This is a genomic window from uncultured Bradyrhizobium sp., assembly GCF_947648125.1.
GTDB lineage: Bacteria > Pseudomonadota > Alphaproteobacteria > Rhizobiales > Xanthobacteraceae > Bradyrhizobium.
In genome coordinates this window covers 1-14,689 of the sequence record NZ_CANSMR010000060.1, presented here as the reverse complement: position 1 = coordinate 14,689, position 14,689 = coordinate 1, and the positions used below count along the sequence as shown (strand labels likewise).

Annotated in this window: 15 protein-coding genes; 11 read left to right on the top strand and 4 right to left on the bottom strand. The window is 65.5% G+C overall.

Features of this window, described 5'->3' with window-relative positions:
• Positions 1-91 precede the first annotated feature (91 nt).
• Both ubiA and Q0030_RS40175 read right to left on the bottom strand, forming a co-directional pair.
• Positions 92-1,024 (bottom strand): 4-hydroxybenzoate octaprenyltransferase, encoded by a 933-nt coding sequence (ubiA, locus tag Q0030_RS40180; protein WP_298380561.1) that lies wholly within the window; start codon positions 1,022-1,024, stop codon positions 92-94.
• 26 nt (positions 1,025-1,050) lie between these two features.
• Positions 1,051-1,785, bottom strand: coding sequence for a hypothetical protein (locus tag Q0030_RS40175; RefSeq protein WP_298380558.1), 735 nt, complete (start codon positions 1,783-1,785; stop codon positions 1,051-1,053).
• 559 nt (positions 1,786-2,344) lie between these two features.
• On the opposite strand from Q0030_RS40175, the gene Q0030_RS40170 reads away from it, so the two are divergent.
• From Q0030_RS40170 to Q0030_RS40145, 6 genes are all read left to right on the top strand, one after another.
• Positions 2,345-3,094: a 16S rRNA (uracil(1498)-N(3))-methyltransferase gene (locus Q0030_RS40170; RefSeq protein ID WP_298380555.1), complete on the top strand. Its 750-nt coding sequence runs from the start codon at positions 2,345-2,347 to the stop codon at positions 3,092-3,094.
• A gap of 272 nt (positions 3,095-3,366) precedes the next feature.
• The gene (locus tag Q0030_RS40165) at positions 3,367-4,533 is read left to right on the top strand and encodes an ATP phosphoribosyltransferase regulatory subunit (protein WP_298380553.1); all 1,167 of its coding nucleotides are present in this window, start codon (positions 3,367-3,369) and stop codon (positions 4,531-4,533) included.
• On the top strand, positions 4,530-5,507 hold the full coding sequence (gene hisG, locus Q0030_RS40160) for an ATP phosphoribosyltransferase (protein WP_298380551.1): 978 nt from the start codon (positions 4,530-4,532) through the stop codon (positions 5,505-5,507). The genes Q0030_RS40165 and hisG overlap by 4 nt, the downstream gene beginning before the upstream one ends.
• A gap of 139 nt (positions 5,508-5,646) precedes the next feature.
• A complete protein-coding gene (locus tag Q0030_RS40155) occupies positions 5,647-6,693 on the top strand; it encodes a glycosyltransferase family 2 protein (RefSeq protein WP_298380549.1) in 1,047 nt (348 codons plus the stop codon).
• Entirely contained in the window at positions 6,690-7,532 is an 843-nt protein-coding gene (locus Q0030_RS40150; protein WP_298380547.1) for a ChbG/HpnK family deacetylase, read from the top strand. Before Q0030_RS40155 ends, Q0030_RS40150 begins: the two co-directional genes overlap by 4 nt.
• A gap of 145 nt (positions 7,533-7,677) precedes the next feature.
• The gene (locus Q0030_RS40145) at positions 7,678-8,529 is read left to right on the top strand and encodes a DUF2076 domain-containing protein (protein WP_298380545.1); all 852 of its coding nucleotides are present in this window, start codon (positions 7,678-7,680) and stop codon (positions 8,527-8,529) included.
• A gap of 162 nt (positions 8,530-8,691) precedes the next feature.
• Here Q0030_RS40145 and Q0030_RS40140 read toward each other — a convergent pair whose 3' ends face one another.
• The gene (locus Q0030_RS40140; RefSeq protein ID WP_298380543.1) at positions 8,692-9,501 is read right to left on the bottom strand and encodes a L,D-transpeptidase family protein; all 810 of its coding nucleotides are present in this window, start codon (positions 9,499-9,501) and stop codon (positions 8,692-8,694) included.
• Between the two features lie 310 nt (positions 9,502-9,811).
• Between Q0030_RS40140 and Q0030_RS40135 the strand changes: the two genes are divergently transcribed.
• The 3 genes from Q0030_RS40135 (at position 9,812) to Q0030_RS40125 (ending at position 12,080) form a co-directional block, all read left to right on the top strand.
• Positions 9,812-10,588 (top strand): protein phosphatase CheZ, encoded by a 777-nt coding sequence (locus Q0030_RS40135; RefSeq protein WP_298380541.1) that lies wholly within the window; start codon positions 9,812-9,814, stop codon positions 10,586-10,588.
• Between the two features lie 551 nt (positions 10,589-11,139).
• Complete coding sequence (locus Q0030_RS40130; protein ID WP_298380539.1) at positions 11,140-11,619, top strand: hypothetical protein; 480 nt, start codon at positions 11,140-11,142, stop codon at positions 11,617-11,619.
• Between the two features lie 197 nt (positions 11,620-11,816).
• Positions 11,817-12,080 (top strand): hypothetical protein, encoded by a 264-nt coding sequence (locus Q0030_RS40125; RefSeq protein ID WP_298380537.1) that lies wholly within the window; start codon positions 11,817-11,819, stop codon positions 12,078-12,080.
• A gap of 207 nt (positions 12,081-12,287) precedes the next feature.
• On the opposite strand, the gene Q0030_RS40120 is transcribed toward Q0030_RS40125, so the two are convergent.
• The gene (locus tag Q0030_RS40120) at positions 12,288-12,806 is read right to left on the bottom strand and encodes a hypothetical protein (protein ID WP_173638579.1); all 519 of its coding nucleotides are present in this window, start codon (positions 12,804-12,806) and stop codon (positions 12,288-12,290) included.
• A 319-nt stretch (positions 12,807-13,125) separates the two neighbouring features.
• On the opposite strand from Q0030_RS40120, the gene Q0030_RS40115 reads away from it, so the two are divergent.
• Positions 13,126-13,422, top strand: coding sequence for a co-chaperone GroES (locus tag Q0030_RS40115; RefSeq protein WP_166210015.1), 297 nt, complete (start codon positions 13,126-13,128; stop codon positions 13,420-13,422).
• 203 nt (positions 13,423-13,625) lie between these two features.
• Positions 13,626-14,689: chaperonin GroEL (groL, locus tag Q0030_RS40110; protein ID WP_298380534.1), on the top strand; the 1,064-nt coding region annotated here is incomplete at its 3' end.

Below are 14,689 nucleotides of genomic sequence, written 5' to 3'. Positions count from 1 at the left end.
CCCCGAACACCCGTCGGTCATGTCCCCGGGCTGAACATCAAGCCGGGCGATGACAGTTGAGAATGAGGACGCAGCTTCGCATTCTCGCGACCTAAGCCGCCCGTAGCACCGCATCGACGACCAGGCTCGCGAACAGGATGAAGCCGGCATCGCGGTTGGATTTGAAGATGCGCAGGCAGAGCGCGGGGTCGCTGGTGTCGAGCCGCCGGACCTGCCAGGCGAGATGCAGTGCGAACGCCGCAAGGCCGATCCAGGCCGGCCAGCGTGCGCCCGCGAGCGCGAACGCCACGCCGATCAGCAGCACGGCGAGACCATAGAAGATCACCAGCGCGCGATGGGTGCGCTCGCCGAACAGGCGCGCGGTGGATTTGACGCCGATCAGCGCATCATCCTCGGCGTCCTGATGGGCGTAGATGGTGTCGTAGGCGATCACCCAGGCGATCGAGCCGGCGTAGAGCGCGATCGCGGCCGCATCGATGCGCTCCAGCATCACCGCAAAGCCCATCAGCGCGCCGTAGGAAAAGGCGAGGCCGAGCACGACCTGCGGCCACCAGGTGATCCGCTTCATGAACGGGTAGATCGCAACGATCGCGAGCGAGGCGATGCCGGTTATCACCGCAAAGCGGTTGAACTGCAAAAGTACCGCAAGCCCGATCAGCGCCTGCAGGACCATGAAGACCACAGCCTGCGTCACCGTCACCTGCCCGGCCGGGATCGGCCGCGACCGTGTGCGCTCGACCCTGGCGTCGAGATCGCGATCGGTGATGTCGTTCCAGGTGCAGCCCGCGCCGCGCATCACGAAGGCGCCGATGAAGAACAGCAGGACGACGAGCGGGAGCGAGCGAACATCATGCGCGACGCCGGCGGCGAGTGCCGCCGACCACCAGCACGGCATCAGCAACAGCCAGGAGCCGATCGGCCGGTCGTAGCGCGCAAGCCGCAGATAGGGCCGCGACCAGACCGGCGCATGGGTATCCACCCAGTTGCCTGTGGAGTCGGCAACGCGGGCGGAGACATCGCTCATGGCTGGTCAATCATCGGGCGCTCAAATCATCGGGTGAGAACGTTGCCGTTCAGCGTGTCGAAGGTGCTGCCGCCCTTCTTGGTCGGTGTCGCTTCCGGCAGCGAGGCGGACGAGCCGAGCACGTCGCTCAGCGACGGCCCAGCGGGCCCGCGCGGCTGTGCCGCCGCCTGCTCCGCGACGTTGCAGACCTTCTTCAGCAACGCCTCGGTATTCTTGTGACCGTCCTTGAGCTGATTGGAGATCTGCGGCGGGATTCCGCACTTCGATGCGTTGGTGTCGACGTATTTGATCATCCTGACTTCGGCCTGGCTGTAATTGCCGATCAGCTTGCAGGCCTCCTGCGGGCTGGCGTGCCGGTCGCTCGCCGCCTTGATCGCCTTGCCGCGCTTCTCGGCTTCCTCGCGCAGCGGGACGAAATCCTTCATGCAGGCGTCACCGGCCGCGCCACCGCCGGCGCCGGGCGGGGGCGGCGGAGACGAAAGACCGCCGCCGGCGATGGGAGCTGCACCATTGGCCGGAAATGCCGACGGCGTGGCGCCGACCCTGGCCGCCGGCGCGCCGTTGACCGGCGGGAACGCAGGATCTGAAGCGGTGCCTGCCCGGCTTGCACGTGCGCCGTTCACCGGCGGGAACGCGGGATCCGACGCGGTGCCGGCCTGGCCCTGATTGGGCAGCGGCGCCGGGAAGGCGCTCTGGGCGGCAGCGTGCCCCACGGACAGGGCGGTCGCGGCAACGGTCAGCACGATCAGTCGGCGGATCATCGAGGGTGTTTCTCCGGCAAAAGGTCCAGGCAACCCCAGCGCAACAAAACGAAGCAACGAAATTTGGGGGCGTTTTACGATTCCTGTGAGCCCTTAACAACCCGTGGATTTGGGCGACAGCGCGGCGTAGGGCCACACCGGCCACATTAAATTGTTCCCCGATTTGAAGCCTTTAGGCTGCGAACGGCGGTAAAACCGGGTCATCAATTGTGCCTGAACGGGATTTTCGGCCATGCGTCGGTTTGAATCCGCGGCTCCATGCGCTGTCCGAACGGCAAAAGGGGCCGCGTGCAAGCGACCCCTCGGACTTCAAAAATGACTTGGTGACAGAAGCAATATATCGACATCCCTGTAGTAGTTGGCCGGAGCGGTCCTGACGAGTCCGAGGGACTACGGTGTCGCCCGGCTTGGTTAACTTGCCCCGACGCATTGAAGCCGTTTCGGCCGGCACACACGATGTCGGTCATGGAATCTGGCGATCCCCTCCGATCGCAATCAACAGAAGCGGGCGATACTTGGCAGCACCTTTGGGCTAGAACGCGGTTCAGGAACCTAGGACATGCCTGAACTCGATTTCCGCAGCCCACGCCTGTTTGTCGATGCCCCGCTCGGTGCTGGCGCGACCGTTTCGCTCGAACGCGACCAGAGCAACTATCTCGGCAACGTGCTGCGGCTTGCCGCCGGCGACGCCGTGCTGGTGTTCAACGGCCGCGACGGCGAATGGCGCGCCGAGATTTCCGGCCGCAAGCGGGCCGACACGCTGACGATCACGACGCAGACCCGCCCGCAGGACCGCCTGCCCGACGTGACCTATGTGTTCGCGCCGCTGAAACATGCGCGGCTCGACTACATGGTGCAGAAGGCGATCGAGATGGGCGCCGCACGGCTCGTGCCGGTGCTGACACGCTTCACCCAGGTGTCGCGGGTCAACAGCGAACGCATGCGCGCCAATGTAATCGAGGCCGCCGAGCAATGCGGCATCATCTCGCTTGCCGAGGTGGCCGATCCCCTCCCGCTCGAGCGTTTCCTGGCGGGGCGCGATCCGGCGCGGCTTCTGGTGTTCTGCGACGAGGCCGCCGAAGTGGCGAACCCGGTGCAGGCGCTGCAGGCAACGACCGCCGCGAACGGCGGGATCGACGTGCTGATCGGCCCCGAGGGCGGCTTTGCCGAGGAGGAGCGCGAGCTGCTGCTGCGCCAGCCCAACATCCTCCGTCTCGCACTCGGACCGCGTATCCTGCGCGCCGACACTGCCGCCGTCGCCGCGCTGACGCTGGTGCAGGCGGCGCTGGGGGACTGGGGGATCAGGTGAGCGCGTAGCCCGGATGGAGCGAAGCGCAATCCGGGTCTCTCTCGTGGCGCGAGATGCCCCGGATTTCGCTGCGCTCCATCCGGGCTACGGTCACGGGTTGTGGGGAAACATCTTCCCCTAGCCAAGCCGTCGCAAAATCGTTAACGAACCCAATCATTAAGCCACTTGGCTGATCCCTGTCGAAAGCCTGATACGGCCATGCTAAGGGCTCCGCCAACACCACCCATGGAACCCGCACTGAAACGCGATTTCGGAGCGAATTGGACGTCGAGATGACCGAAGCTGCCGCACCACGATCCGCCGCCGGATCCGCTTCATGGGCGGATGCGCTGCTGGCCTCGTTCGCGCAGGCCGGTTATCTGAGGTCCGAACCCGCGATCCTGCAGCCGGCCGAGCCGTTCCTCGACCTGTCCGGCGAGGACATCCGCAAGAGCCTGTATCTGACGGCCGACCCGAGCGGCGAGGAGCTCTGCCTGCGGCCGGATCTCACGATTCCGGTGGCGCGCGATTACCTCGCCTCGCCCCGCGCCGGCCAGCCGGCCGGCTTCAGCTATCTCGGGCCGGTGTTCCGCTATCGCGACGGCCAGCCGAGCCAGTTCCTGCAGGCCGGCATCGAATCCTTCGGACGGCAGGACCGCGCCGCGGCCGACGCCGAGATGCTGGCACTGGCGCTGGAGGCGACCACGGCGTTCGGGCTGAAGGATGTCGAGATCCGCACCGGCGACGTCGCGCTGTTCAACGCGCTGATCGATGCACTCGAGCTCTATCCGGTGTGGCGGCGCCGGCTGATCAAGGATTTCAACCGCAAGGTTTCGCTGACCGACGACATCGAGCAGCTGACATTGGCGACCGCGCCGGGCCGCAACGAATATGAGGGCGTGCTTGCGGCGCTAGCCGGCTCCGACCGCAAGGCGGCGCTGGCGCTGGTCACCGACCTGATGTCGATCGCCGGCACCACCAATGTCGGCGGCCGCACGGTCGCCGAGATCGCCGACCGTTTCCTCGAGCAATCGACGCTGAAGGGCGGCGCGCTGCCGCGCGATGCGCTCGCCACCATCAAGCGCTTCCTCGCCATATCGGGCGATCCCGACGACGCCATCGCACAGCTGCGCGCGCTGGCCGCCGACGCCAGGCTCGACCTTGCCGCGGCGATCGACCAGTTCGAGAGCCGGGTCGGCTTCATGGCCGCCCGCGGCATCGACATCAGGAAGACGCGGTTCTCGACCGCGTTCGGCCGCGGCCTCGACTATTACACCGGCTTCGAGTTCGAGCTGCACGCCAAGGGCAATGGCGCCGAGCCGCTGGTCGCGGGCGGCCGCTATGACGGGCTGATGTCGCAGCTCGGCTCGGCCAGTCCGATCCCCGCGGTCGGCTTCTCGGTCTGGATCGAGGCGATGACCCGGCACGGCAAGGCCGGCGCCACCGGAGGCGCCCAATGACCACGCCGTTCGTCGTCGCCGTTCCCTCCAAGGGGCGCTTGCAGGAAAACGCGGAAAGCTTCTTCGCCCGTGCCGGGCTGACCCTGTCGAAGGCCGGCGGCGCGCGCGACTATCGCGGCACCATCGCCGGCGTCGACAATGTCGAGATCGCCTATCTCTCGGCGAGCGAGATCGCGGCCAATCTGGCGCGCGGCTCGGTGCATCTCGGCGTCACCGGCGAGGACCTGGTGCGCGAGAGCATTCCGGATGCCGACAAGCGCGTGCTGATGATCGAGGGCCTCGGCTTCGGCTATGCCAATGTCGTGGTCGCGGTGCCGCAGGCCTGGATCGACGTTCGCACCATGGCCGATCTCGACGACGTCGCAAGTGGCTTCCGCGAGCAGCACAATCACCGCATGCGGGTTGCGACCAAATACATCAACCTGACGCGCGGCTTCTTTGCGAAGCACGGCGTCGGCGACTACCGCATCGTCGAGAGCGCCGGCGCCACCGAGGGCGCGCCCGCGGCCGGCACTGCCGAGCTGATCGTCGACATCACGACAACGGGCGCGACGCTCGCCGCCAACGGGCTCAAGGTGCTCGACGACGGCGTGATGCTGCGCAGCCAGGCCAATCTGGTGGCCTCCCGTGATGCCGACTGGTCGACCGGCGCCCGCGAGACCGCGCGCGTCATCCTCGACCACATCGCCGCGCGCGCCCGCGCCAGCAAGTACCGCGAGGTCCGCACCCGCTTCGCCGGCTGCAACGACGCGCTGCTGTCCGAGGCGCATACCCGTTTCGGCGTGGTCGCCCCGTTCGGCGGCCCGACCTCGTCGGGCATGCTTACGTTGCACTGCCCACCGGGCAAGCTTTACGCGCTCGGCAGCTTCCTGCGCGAGCACGGCGCCGAAACCGTGTCGGTGGTGTCGCTGGACTATGTGTTCGACCGCGAGAACCCGCTGTTCGCCAAGCTCGAGGCGTTCCTGCGACAATGAGTCGGTGTCGCCGTTCATGTTGGCGACAGCCGGCCGTCGGTACCATATTGTGTTCATGATCTCTCGTTGTGACGCGTTTTCTTCACGCGAAGGCGAACCCGATTTCGCTGGAGAACGCTCTAGTCCTGGAACCTGACCGATGATGCTGGGCTCTGACGTTTCCAGCCTGACCACGACCGCCAAGACCGCCGCCGCGCAGGGTCTGTCCATCGTCGTGCCCGTCTACAACGAGGCCGCCGGGCTTGCGGCACTGCACCAACGGCTGATCGACCTCGCCAGCTCACTGCGCGCCCGCTACGGGCTCAATTGCGAAGTGGTCTATGTCGACGACGGCAGCGCGGACAACACGCTTGCGATCGCGCGCGGCCTGCCCGCCGACGGGCTCGACCTGCAGGTGGTGTCGCTGTCGCGCAATTTCGGCAAGGAAGCCGCGCTGATGGCCGGCCTCGACCACGCCCGCCGCGGCGCGGTGCTGTTCATGGATGGCGATGGCCAGCATCCACCGACGCTGGTGGAGCAGCTCGTCGCGCACTGGATCGATGGCGGCTACGACGTGGTCTACACGGCGAAGGCGCATCGCGACAATGAATCGGCGTTCCGGCGGCTTGCCGTGCGCGGCTTCTACGCGCTGATCAACTGGGGTGCGCGGCAGCAGATCCCCGAAGATGCCGGCGACTTCCGCCTGCTGTCGCCGCGCGCGGCCGCGGCCTTGCGGCAATTGCCGGAGCGCAACCGCTTCTTCAAGGGCCTCGCGAGCTGGATCGGCTTCAAGCAGATCCGCGTCGACTACGAGCCGGCACCGCGTGCACATGGCGTCACCACCTTCAATGCCGGCCGGCTGATCGGCCTGTCGATCGAGGGCCTGACCTCGTTCTCGGTGGCGCCGCTGCGCTTCGCCAGCCTGCTCGGCGCGCTGCTCGCCGGCGCGGCCTTCCTGTTCGGTCTCTCGATTCTGTGGGAAGTGCTGACGACCGGCAAGCAGGTCCCCGGCTATCCATCGCTGATGATCGGCGTGATGACGATCGGCGGCGTGCAGCTGATCATGATCGGCATCGTCGGCGAATATATCGGCAAGATCCTCTCCGAATTGAAGGCGCGGCCGATCTACTTCGTCGCCGAGCACACCGAGAAGCATGCCGACGGCGGAACGGCGCAGAGCGCCACCGAGCGGACCGCCGCCGAATGAGCGAAGTTTCGCCGCGCCGGATCTGGCTGTGTGCTGACGATTATGGCTTGAGCTGTGGCGTCAACCGCGCGATCCGCGACCTGATCGAGCGCGGCCGCCTCAATGCGACGTCGGTGATGATGGTGACGCCGGCGATCGGCCGCGAGGCGGCCGCCGCGCTCACGGCCTCGGTGGCGAAAAGCCCGCGCTGTGCGATCGGGCTGCATGTGACGCTGACCGCGCCGTTCCGGCCGCTGACGATGCATTTCCGCCCGCTCGACGGCGACATGTTCCTGCCGTTCCCGAGGCTGTTACGTGCCGGGCTGATGCATCGGCTCGATCCAGAGCTGGTCCATGCCGAGGTGCTGGCGCAGCTCGACGCCTTCCACGAACTGTTCGGCCGCGCGCCCGATTTCGTCGACGGCCATCAGCACGCGCAGCTGTTCCCGCAGGTGCGCGACGGCTTCCTGCGCGCCGTGAAGGAACGTGCGCCCAACGCCTGGGTGCGGCAGTGCGGACGCGAAGGTCCGCTGGCGCGCCAACTGGCGGCGCCGAAGGCTTTGGTGCTGAACGTGCTCAGCACCCAATTCCGGATCAAGGCGCAGCGATCGGGCCTGCGCTTCAACCCGGCCTTCGCCGGCGCCTACGATTTTACGCGCGGCAGTGAATTCGCAGGCCTGATGCAGGGCTTCCTCGACGGCCTGCCCGAGGACGGGCTCGTGATGTGCCATCCCGGTTTCGTCGATGAAACCCTGAAGAACCTCGACCCGCTGACGACGCAGCGCGAGACCGAACATGCCTATCTCGCGGGCGAGGATTTCCCCGCGCTGCTGGCCCTGAATAAAGTTACACTCGAATAAAGTTACACCTGCCTGATAAGGTTCACGAAAAACCGCCGGTCGGATTGTCGCATACATAAATTTAATTCTGGCCCCCACTCCTTGCGCCACAAAGCCCGTCCTACATCAGCGGCGCGCCGATTCGATCGACGCAATGGAGAACGCCATGACACCGCAAGAACGCCAACTGATTGACGATCTCTTCGACCGGCTCGCCAAGCTGGAGAATGCCCCGCGCGACGGCGAGGCCATGTCCGCGATCATGCAGGGCCTGCGCAGCGCGCCGAATGCGGTTTACACGCTGGTGCAGACCGCGCTGGTGCAGGACGAGGCGCTGAAGCGCGCCCATGACCGGATCCAGGAGCTCGAGGCCGCGGTCGGCCAGCAGCAGCCTGCACAGCAGCAGGGCGGCGGCTTCCTCGATTCGATGCGCGATGCGATCTTCGGACAGGGCCAGCAGCCGCACGGCTCGGTGCCGCCGGTGCGCCCGCCGGATGTTGGCGGCAGCCGCCCGGTCTGGAACTCGGGCCAGGCGATGCAGCAGGCGGGCGGCTATGGCCAGCCGCCGCAGCAATACGGTCAGCCCCAATACGGACAGCCTTATGGTGGCCCGCAGCCCCCGGCCTTCGGCGGCGGCGCGCCCGGTGGCGGTGGCGGCTCGTTCCTCGGCACGGCGGCGGCGGCCGCGGCCGGCGTGGTCGGCGGCGGGCTGTTGCTCTCCAGCATCCGCGGCATGATGGGCGGCGGCGGCCACCAGTCGCTGGCGGATGCCGGCGGGCTCGGCGGCGGTTCACGCCCCTGGGGCGGCGACCAGTCGTCGAGCGACCTCGCCCGTGACGCCGGGGTCAACGACATCGGCTCCAACCGCGACAGCGGCTCGCGCGCCGGCCTGTTCGATCAGGCGTCGAACAACAACAATGACGACAACTACAACACCGATCACGATTCCGACGGCTTCGACAATGATGACGACGGCTTCGACGGCGGCGGAGACGGCGACGACAGTAACTACGCGTAGGCGTGCCGCATGAAACACGAACGGCCGCTCCATCGAGCGGCCGTTTTGTTTTGATCAGTCCGTAGCCCGGATGAAGCGAAGCGCAATCCGGGACAGATCTATCCGCGGTGAGGTCGCTCCCGGATTTCGCTTCGCTTCATCCGGGCTACGCAGACAAACGTCTCACATCACGACGACCTTGGCGCCGACATTGACGCGGCCGTAGAGGTCGATGACGTCCTCGTTGCGCATCCGGATGCAGCCGGACGAGACGTTGGTGCCGATCGTCCAGGGTTCGTTGGAGCCGTGGATGCGGTAGAGCGACGAGCCGAGATACATCGCGCGGGCGCCGAGCGGATTCTCCGGTCCGCCTTCCATGTGCCGCGGCAGATCGGGACGGCGCGCCAGCATTTCCGGCGGCGGCGTCCAGGCCGGCCATTCCTTCTTCGCCGAGATCGTCTTGACGCCGGCCCAGGTGAAGCCGGGGCGGCCGACGCCGATGCCGTAGCGCAGCGCGCGGCCGTCGCCCTGCACCAGATAGAGGAACTTGTTCGGCGTATCGATGACGATGGTGCCGGCGCCTTCCTTGCCGCTGTAATCGACCAGCTGCTTTTCATATCTGGGATCGAACGGACGCTGCGTCGGATCGCCGGCGGCCTCTTCCTGCTGCCGGATCATCTGCTGCTGCGGATCCATCGGCGGCAACCCCTGGCGGTTGCCGTAATAGCCAGGCTGCTGCTGATACATCGGCTGCGGCGAATAACCCTGTGACGATGGCGCATCGCCGAACAGGAATTCGATGAAGCCGCCGCCCATGTTGGAGCGCTGCGGCTGCACATAGGCGGTGCGCATCGGCGGCTGCGGTGCGCCCTGGTTGGCGTAGATCACGGTGGGCTCGGGCTGAGCCGACGCGTCGATCGCCATGGCATGATGGGGAACGGCAATAAGCGAAGAAGCGCCGGCGAGCAGCGCAAGCGTGGTTTTCCTGAACATCGACGTACTCTGTACTGGTTTCGTCGTGACGTGTGACGTGGACGGAGCGCACATGCGCCGTTGCACGTGGTCAATAAGCAATGAAAACCGCATCGGTTTGGTAAACGGAGCGGCCGTTTCGATTCACCATCTCGACAGCGGCGCGCGGTTTTGCCTGACAGCGTTTATTTTGCGTGAATGCCGCGGCGACATGGTTAATCGCCGGTATCGCGGCGATTGCCCGCCATCCGCGCAAACTGTTCCCGCGTGAACCTGACGTTAAATCACCTCTCGCTAGAACGGACGGCAGTGAAGGGGCGGGAATGAAATCATGTCAGTGAAGCGGAAGCGTTTTCGTGTCGAGCAGGCCATGGGCGAAGTCGTGATGCCGGAGCCGGAAGTTGCCGGCGGCGGCGAGCTCGGTCCGATGCATCGGGAGATCATGGCGGAGCTTCGCTCGATCCGCGCCCAGATGGCCGCAGCGCCGGCGCAGCGCACCGGCGACACCGTCGATGCCGCCGTCGCCCGCGAAGTCGCCGAGACGCACGCGCTGCTCGAGACCTACCGCGCGCAGGTCGAACAGTGCGAGAAGCTCAAGGTCGAGCTCGACCTGATCCACGACGCGATCAGCCGCACCAAGCGCGAGATCGCCGTACTGCACGGCAAGAGCTTCAACGGCGAGGAGATGGCCAAGGTCAATGGCGAACTCGGCGCCGTGGTCGGCGGCACTGAACAGGCCACCCAGCAGATCCTCGAGGCGGTGGAAGCGATCGACCAGGCCGCGACTGCGCTTGCCAACAACGTGACGCCCGACCAGCAGAAGCGGCTCAGCGAAGATATTCAGGAGCGCGTGGTCTCGATCTTCGAGGCCTGCAACTTCCAGGACCTCACCGGCCAGCGCATCAGCAAGGTGATGCAGACGATGAAGTTCATCGAACAGCACATCAACGAGATGATGAACATCTGGGGCGGCGTCGACGCGATCAAGACTCACGTCCCGCCGATCGTCGACACCCGTGAGGGCGATGCCCGCCTGCTCAACGGCCCGAAGCTCGACGGCGACGCCGGCCATGCCTCGCAGGACGACATCGACGCGATGTTCAACTGAGATTTGTCGGATCAAAACGAAAGCGCCGGCCCTCGGGCCGGCGTTTTTGTTTGGGCGATGGTCCAGCCCCGTGAGGGATCACCAGACAGAGGTGTGAGATCATCGCGATCGCTTCGTGAGTGATCTTGCGCGGTAGCTTTCCTTGCATGCGCGTCAAGTGGCACAGCGGTCAGATCCTCTGTCTCGACCGCATGCAGTTTGTGCCAATTGTGACATCTGCAAATTTGCTGGCAGGGCTGCTGTCGCAGGCGCATACTGTGTGTGAGGGAAATTGTCATGCGTCTGCCGGGAGCCAGGATTGGGTGCCGGTTGCATCGGACTTCGGGAGTGAATCCGGTCGCCCCCGATCGGGGCTTCGTACTTCCACACAGCACAGGTTTGCGGGCCACTCGTTACGCGCATCCGGCGGGGGCAAGCCGGCTTCGCTCGGGCGCAGCCGTTATTGAAACTGTGACGATGCGCGGCGGGTTCTTCCGCGCTGATACCTGCGCCTTGTTAAGGGATCACCGATTGGGGGGAGTCACTGAAGTACTCAACACTGGAGATAGAACATGAGGCGAAGAATTGTCAGAAATACTGCAATTGCGCTCTCGACTTTCGCTTGTGCGACACTGTTCTCCATCACCTTGTCTAAGCAGGGCGGCATTTCGGCTTCGGTTGAAAGCGCCCAGGCGCGCGTGGGCCGACCGCTGACGCCCATGAGCGCCGCGGGCGTTGCGCGTCGCCACACCCGGCGCGCCGCGTACGGGTACGGGGTCGGCGCGGGGATCGCCGCCACGGCCGCGGTCGCCACGGCAGCCGCCACTGCGCCGGTCTATGCTGGCTGGGGCACGAATAACTGGACCGATGCATACGCCGCCCAGACGGATCCCCACTTTGGCCAGCCCTACTATCCGGCACGAGCCTACAATGGTGGCAGTCCGTATTACGGGTATGCCGGATGGGCGGACTACAAGGCAGCCAATGGCATCACCTGCGAACCAGGTACGATGACGAAGATGGCCGACGGCCACAGTTACGTCTGTCAGTGAGATCCGCGCAACGACACGACAAGAGGGCGGCTCAATGAGCCGCCCTCTTTCATATGAAGGAGATCGATCTCGCATGGCGGCGGCCCGCGCCCGGCGTTGATCTACGTCAACATCGCCTATCCCCTGCCAATCATATGTTCAGCCGTGCCTGAACCGCCGCCATCATCGTCGGTTCGCTTGCGATGGAGAGGATCATCATGCATCGGACGAACATTTTTTCGACCAAGTCGGTGACGGTTACGGGGATTGTGGCCAGCCTCTTGTTGGGGGCAGCAGGTGTCGCCCTCAATTCGGCACCGGCCAAGGCGGTCGTCTACTGCCAGTATGTCGGCTATCCGCACGGTTGCGTGGCGAGGGCAGGCGTCGTGCTAAGGCCTCGTCCGGTGGCGCGGGCCACGGTTCGTCATCACGCGGGCGGCAACCTGAATGGTGGCGTAAATCGGGTTGGTGTCCGGCGATAAAGCAGGTCTGTGCGAGTCACGACCCCAGGCGCACACGGCAAGGTTCGTGCCCGGGGTCCGTTCAGGGACAGACGAAATCGCCGGCCCTCGGGGCCGGCGGTTTTTGTTTTGACAGACGGCGAGGCCATGACGTCGAGATTGGCAGTGCGCAATTGCGCACCTGAGATTCGATGCGTCGCCTCGCCCCCGAATGACGTGCCAGCCGCGTCACGCCCTCGGGGCGCAGCGGACATAGACCATGTTGCCGTAGCGGGTGGCGGCGTCCTTGTCGACGAAGCGGGTGATGAGGACCCGGCCGTCGAACGAGATGATCTCGCGGTCCTGCTCGCCGGGCACAGGTCCGGGCGGGCCGATATAGTTCTTGCCGCTCGGGGAACCCTTCAGCCGCAGTTCCTGCGGGGTGGCCTGATCCGCCAGATGCATGATGACGCCGCCGTTCTGGCCGGCGCCGATCACGTAAGGCTGCTTGCACTGGCCGCGTGCGGCGGCCTCGGTGCGGGCACGGTCGGCGGGATTCTGGAACGAGGCGAGGCCCCAGCGGCCGACGATCTCGTCGGGGCGGATGCTCGCCGGCATCTCCGGAGCCACGCCCGGTTCGACGGGCCCCGGCTCGGGGTTCGACGACAACGACGGCAGGCTCATGCTGCCGCACGCCCCCAAAAGTGTCGTCAGCGCCGAGACAGCCGCGAACCGTGCGACCAATCGCGCGTTGAGTGACCTGATCATATGCATCCCCCGAACTATCTCCCGGCCGCACCCGTCATGCAGCCAAGCGTAAAACTTAAGGCGGAGCAATGACGTCTGACAAAATTACGTCATCGCTACGATTTGGTTTCCGGTCCACCATCCTATATTGGCCTCACCAAGGCCTTAACCCGTTTGCTTGACAGAAACTGCGCCAAGCCATATTTCCCGGCGCACAATTAGCACTCTCGCACCACGATTGCTAAATGCGCTGGGCGTCCTGCCTAGCGCCGACCGGGCCGGCATTCAACGCCGGTCTCGATGAACCGGACCTGAAACCGAGCCTCCAAGAGGGAACGTCATGGCTAAATCCACCTTCCGCCCACTGCATGACCGCGTCGTGGTCAAGCGTATCGATGCCGAGGAGAAGTCCAAGGGCGGCATCATCATTCCGGACTCGGCCAAGGAAAAGCCGTCCCAGGGCGAGATCGTCGCCGTCGGCCCGGGTGGCCGCGACGAGGCCGGCAAGCTGATCCCGATCGACCTCAAGATCGGCGACCGCGTGCTGTTCGGCAAGTGGTCGGGCACCGAGGTCAAGCTCGACAACCAGGAGCTCCTGATCATGAAGGAGTCCGACATCATGGGCGTGCTGGCGTAAGGCCACGACCAATTCGAGAGCGCCCAGTCTCTCCGCTGTCATGCCCGGGCTTGACCCGGGCATCCATCACGCTTCGAAAGAGTCTCGCAAGGACGATGGATTGCCGGGTCATCAGGCACGAAGACGCACTTCGTGCTTTTGCCCGGCAATGACGGGCGCAGATGCCGGGCGACCGCATCCAATCATTCCAGGAGTTCAAATCAATGGCTGCCAAGGACGTAAAATTCGCCGGAGACGCCCGCGACCGCATGCTGCGCGGTGTCGACGTGCTCGCCAATGCCGTGAAGGTGACGCTCGGCCCGAAGGGCCGCAACGTCGTCATCGAGAAGAGCTTCGGCGCTCCCCGCATCACCAAGGACGGCGTCACCGTCGCCAAGGAGATCGAGCTCGACGACAAGTTCGAGAACATGGGCGCGCAGATGCTGCGCGAGGTCGCTTCCAAGACCAACGACACCGCCGGTGACGGCACCACCACCGCGACCGTGCTGGCGCAGGCCATCGTCCGCGAGGGCGCCAAGTCGGTCGCCGCCGGCATGAACCCGATGGACCTCAAGCGCGGCATCGACACCGCGGTCGCCGCCGTGATCAAGGACATCGAGAAGCGCGCCAAGCCGGTCGCGTCCTCTTCGGAAGTCGCCCAGGTCGGCACCATCTCGGCCAATGGCGATGCCGCGATCGGCAAGATGATCGCGCAGGCGATGCAGAAGGTCGGCAACGAGGGCGTCATCACCGTCGAGGAGAACAAGTCGCTCGAGACCGAGGTCGACATCGTCGAGGGCATGAAGTTCGACCGCGGCTACCTGTCGCCCTACTTCATCACCAACGCCGAGAAGATGACCGCCGAGCTCGAGGATGCCTACATCCTGCTGCACGAGAAGAAGCTGACCGGCCTGCAGTCCATGCTGCCGGTGCTGGAAGCCGTGGTGCAGTCGGGCCGTCCGCTCCTGATCCTCGCCGAGGACGTCGAGGGCGAGGCGCTGGCAACCCTGGTGGTCAACCGCCTGCGCGGCGGACTCAAGGTCGCCGCCGTCAAGGCGCCGGGCTTCGGCGATCGCCGCAAGGCGATGCTGGAGGACATCGCGATCCTGACCGGCGGTCAGCTGATCTCCGACGACCTCGGCATGAAGCTCGAGAACGTCACGGTCAACATGCTCGGCCGCGCCGGCAAGATCGTGATCGACAAGGAGAACACCACGATCGTCAAGGGCGCCGGCAAGAAGAAGGACATCGACGCCCGCGTTGGCCAGATCAAGGCGCAGATCGAGGA

Excerpts from the sequence above, each read along its gene's own strand:
- Q0030_RS40120 (WP_173638579.1), bottom strand. The coding sequence starts at position 12,806 with ATGATCAGGTCACTCAACGCGCGATTGGTCGCACGGTTCGCGGCTGTC.
- Q0030_RS40130 (WP_298380539.1), top strand. The coding sequence starts at position 11,140 with ATGAGGCGAAGAATTGTCAGAAATACTGCAATTGCGCTCTCGACTTTC.
- Q0030_RS40145 (WP_298380545.1), top strand. The coding sequence starts at position 7,678 with ATGACACCGCAAGAACGCCAACTGATTGACGATCTCTTCGACCGGCTC.
- ubiA (WP_298380561.1), bottom strand. The coding sequence starts at position 1,024 with ATGAGCGATGTCTCCGCCCGCGTTGCCGACTCCACAGGCAACTGGGTG.
- Q0030_RS40155 (WP_298380549.1), top strand. The coding sequence starts at position 5,647 with ATGATGCTGGGCTCTGACGTTTCCAGCCTGACCACGACCGCCAAGACC.
- Q0030_RS40150 (WP_298380547.1), top strand. The coding sequence starts at position 6,690 with ATGAGCGAAGTTTCGCCGCGCCGGATCTGGCTGTGTGCTGACGATTAT.
- Q0030_RS40125 (WP_298380537.1), top strand. The coding sequence starts at position 11,817 with ATGCATCGGACGAACATTTTTTCGACCAAGTCGGTGACGGTTACGGGG.
- Q0030_RS40135 (WP_298380541.1), top strand. The coding sequence starts at position 9,812 with ATGTCAGTGAAGCGGAAGCGTTTTCGTGTCGAGCAGGCCATGGGCGAA.
- Q0030_RS40165 (WP_298380553.1), top strand. The coding sequence starts at position 3,367 with ATGACCGAAGCTGCCGCACCACGATCCGCCGCCGGATCCGCTTCATGG.
- Q0030_RS40175 (WP_298380558.1), bottom strand. The coding sequence starts at position 1,785 with ATGATCCGCCGACTGATCGTGCTGACCGTTGCCGCGACCGCCCTGTCC.
- Q0030_RS40170 (WP_298380555.1), top strand. The coding sequence starts at position 2,345 with ATGCCTGAACTCGATTTCCGCAGCCCACGCCTGTTTGTCGATGCCCCG.
- Q0030_RS40115 (WP_166210015.1), top strand. The coding sequence starts at position 13,126 with ATGGCTAAATCCACCTTCCGCCCACTGCATGACCGCGTCGTGGTCAAG.
- Q0030_RS40140 (WP_298380543.1), bottom strand. The coding sequence starts at position 9,501 with ATGTTCAGGAAAACCACGCTTGCGCTGCTCGCCGGCGCTTCTTCGCTT.
- hisG (WP_298380551.1), top strand. The coding sequence starts at position 4,530 with ATGACCACGCCGTTCGTCGTCGCCGTTCCCTCCAAGGGGCGCTTGCAG.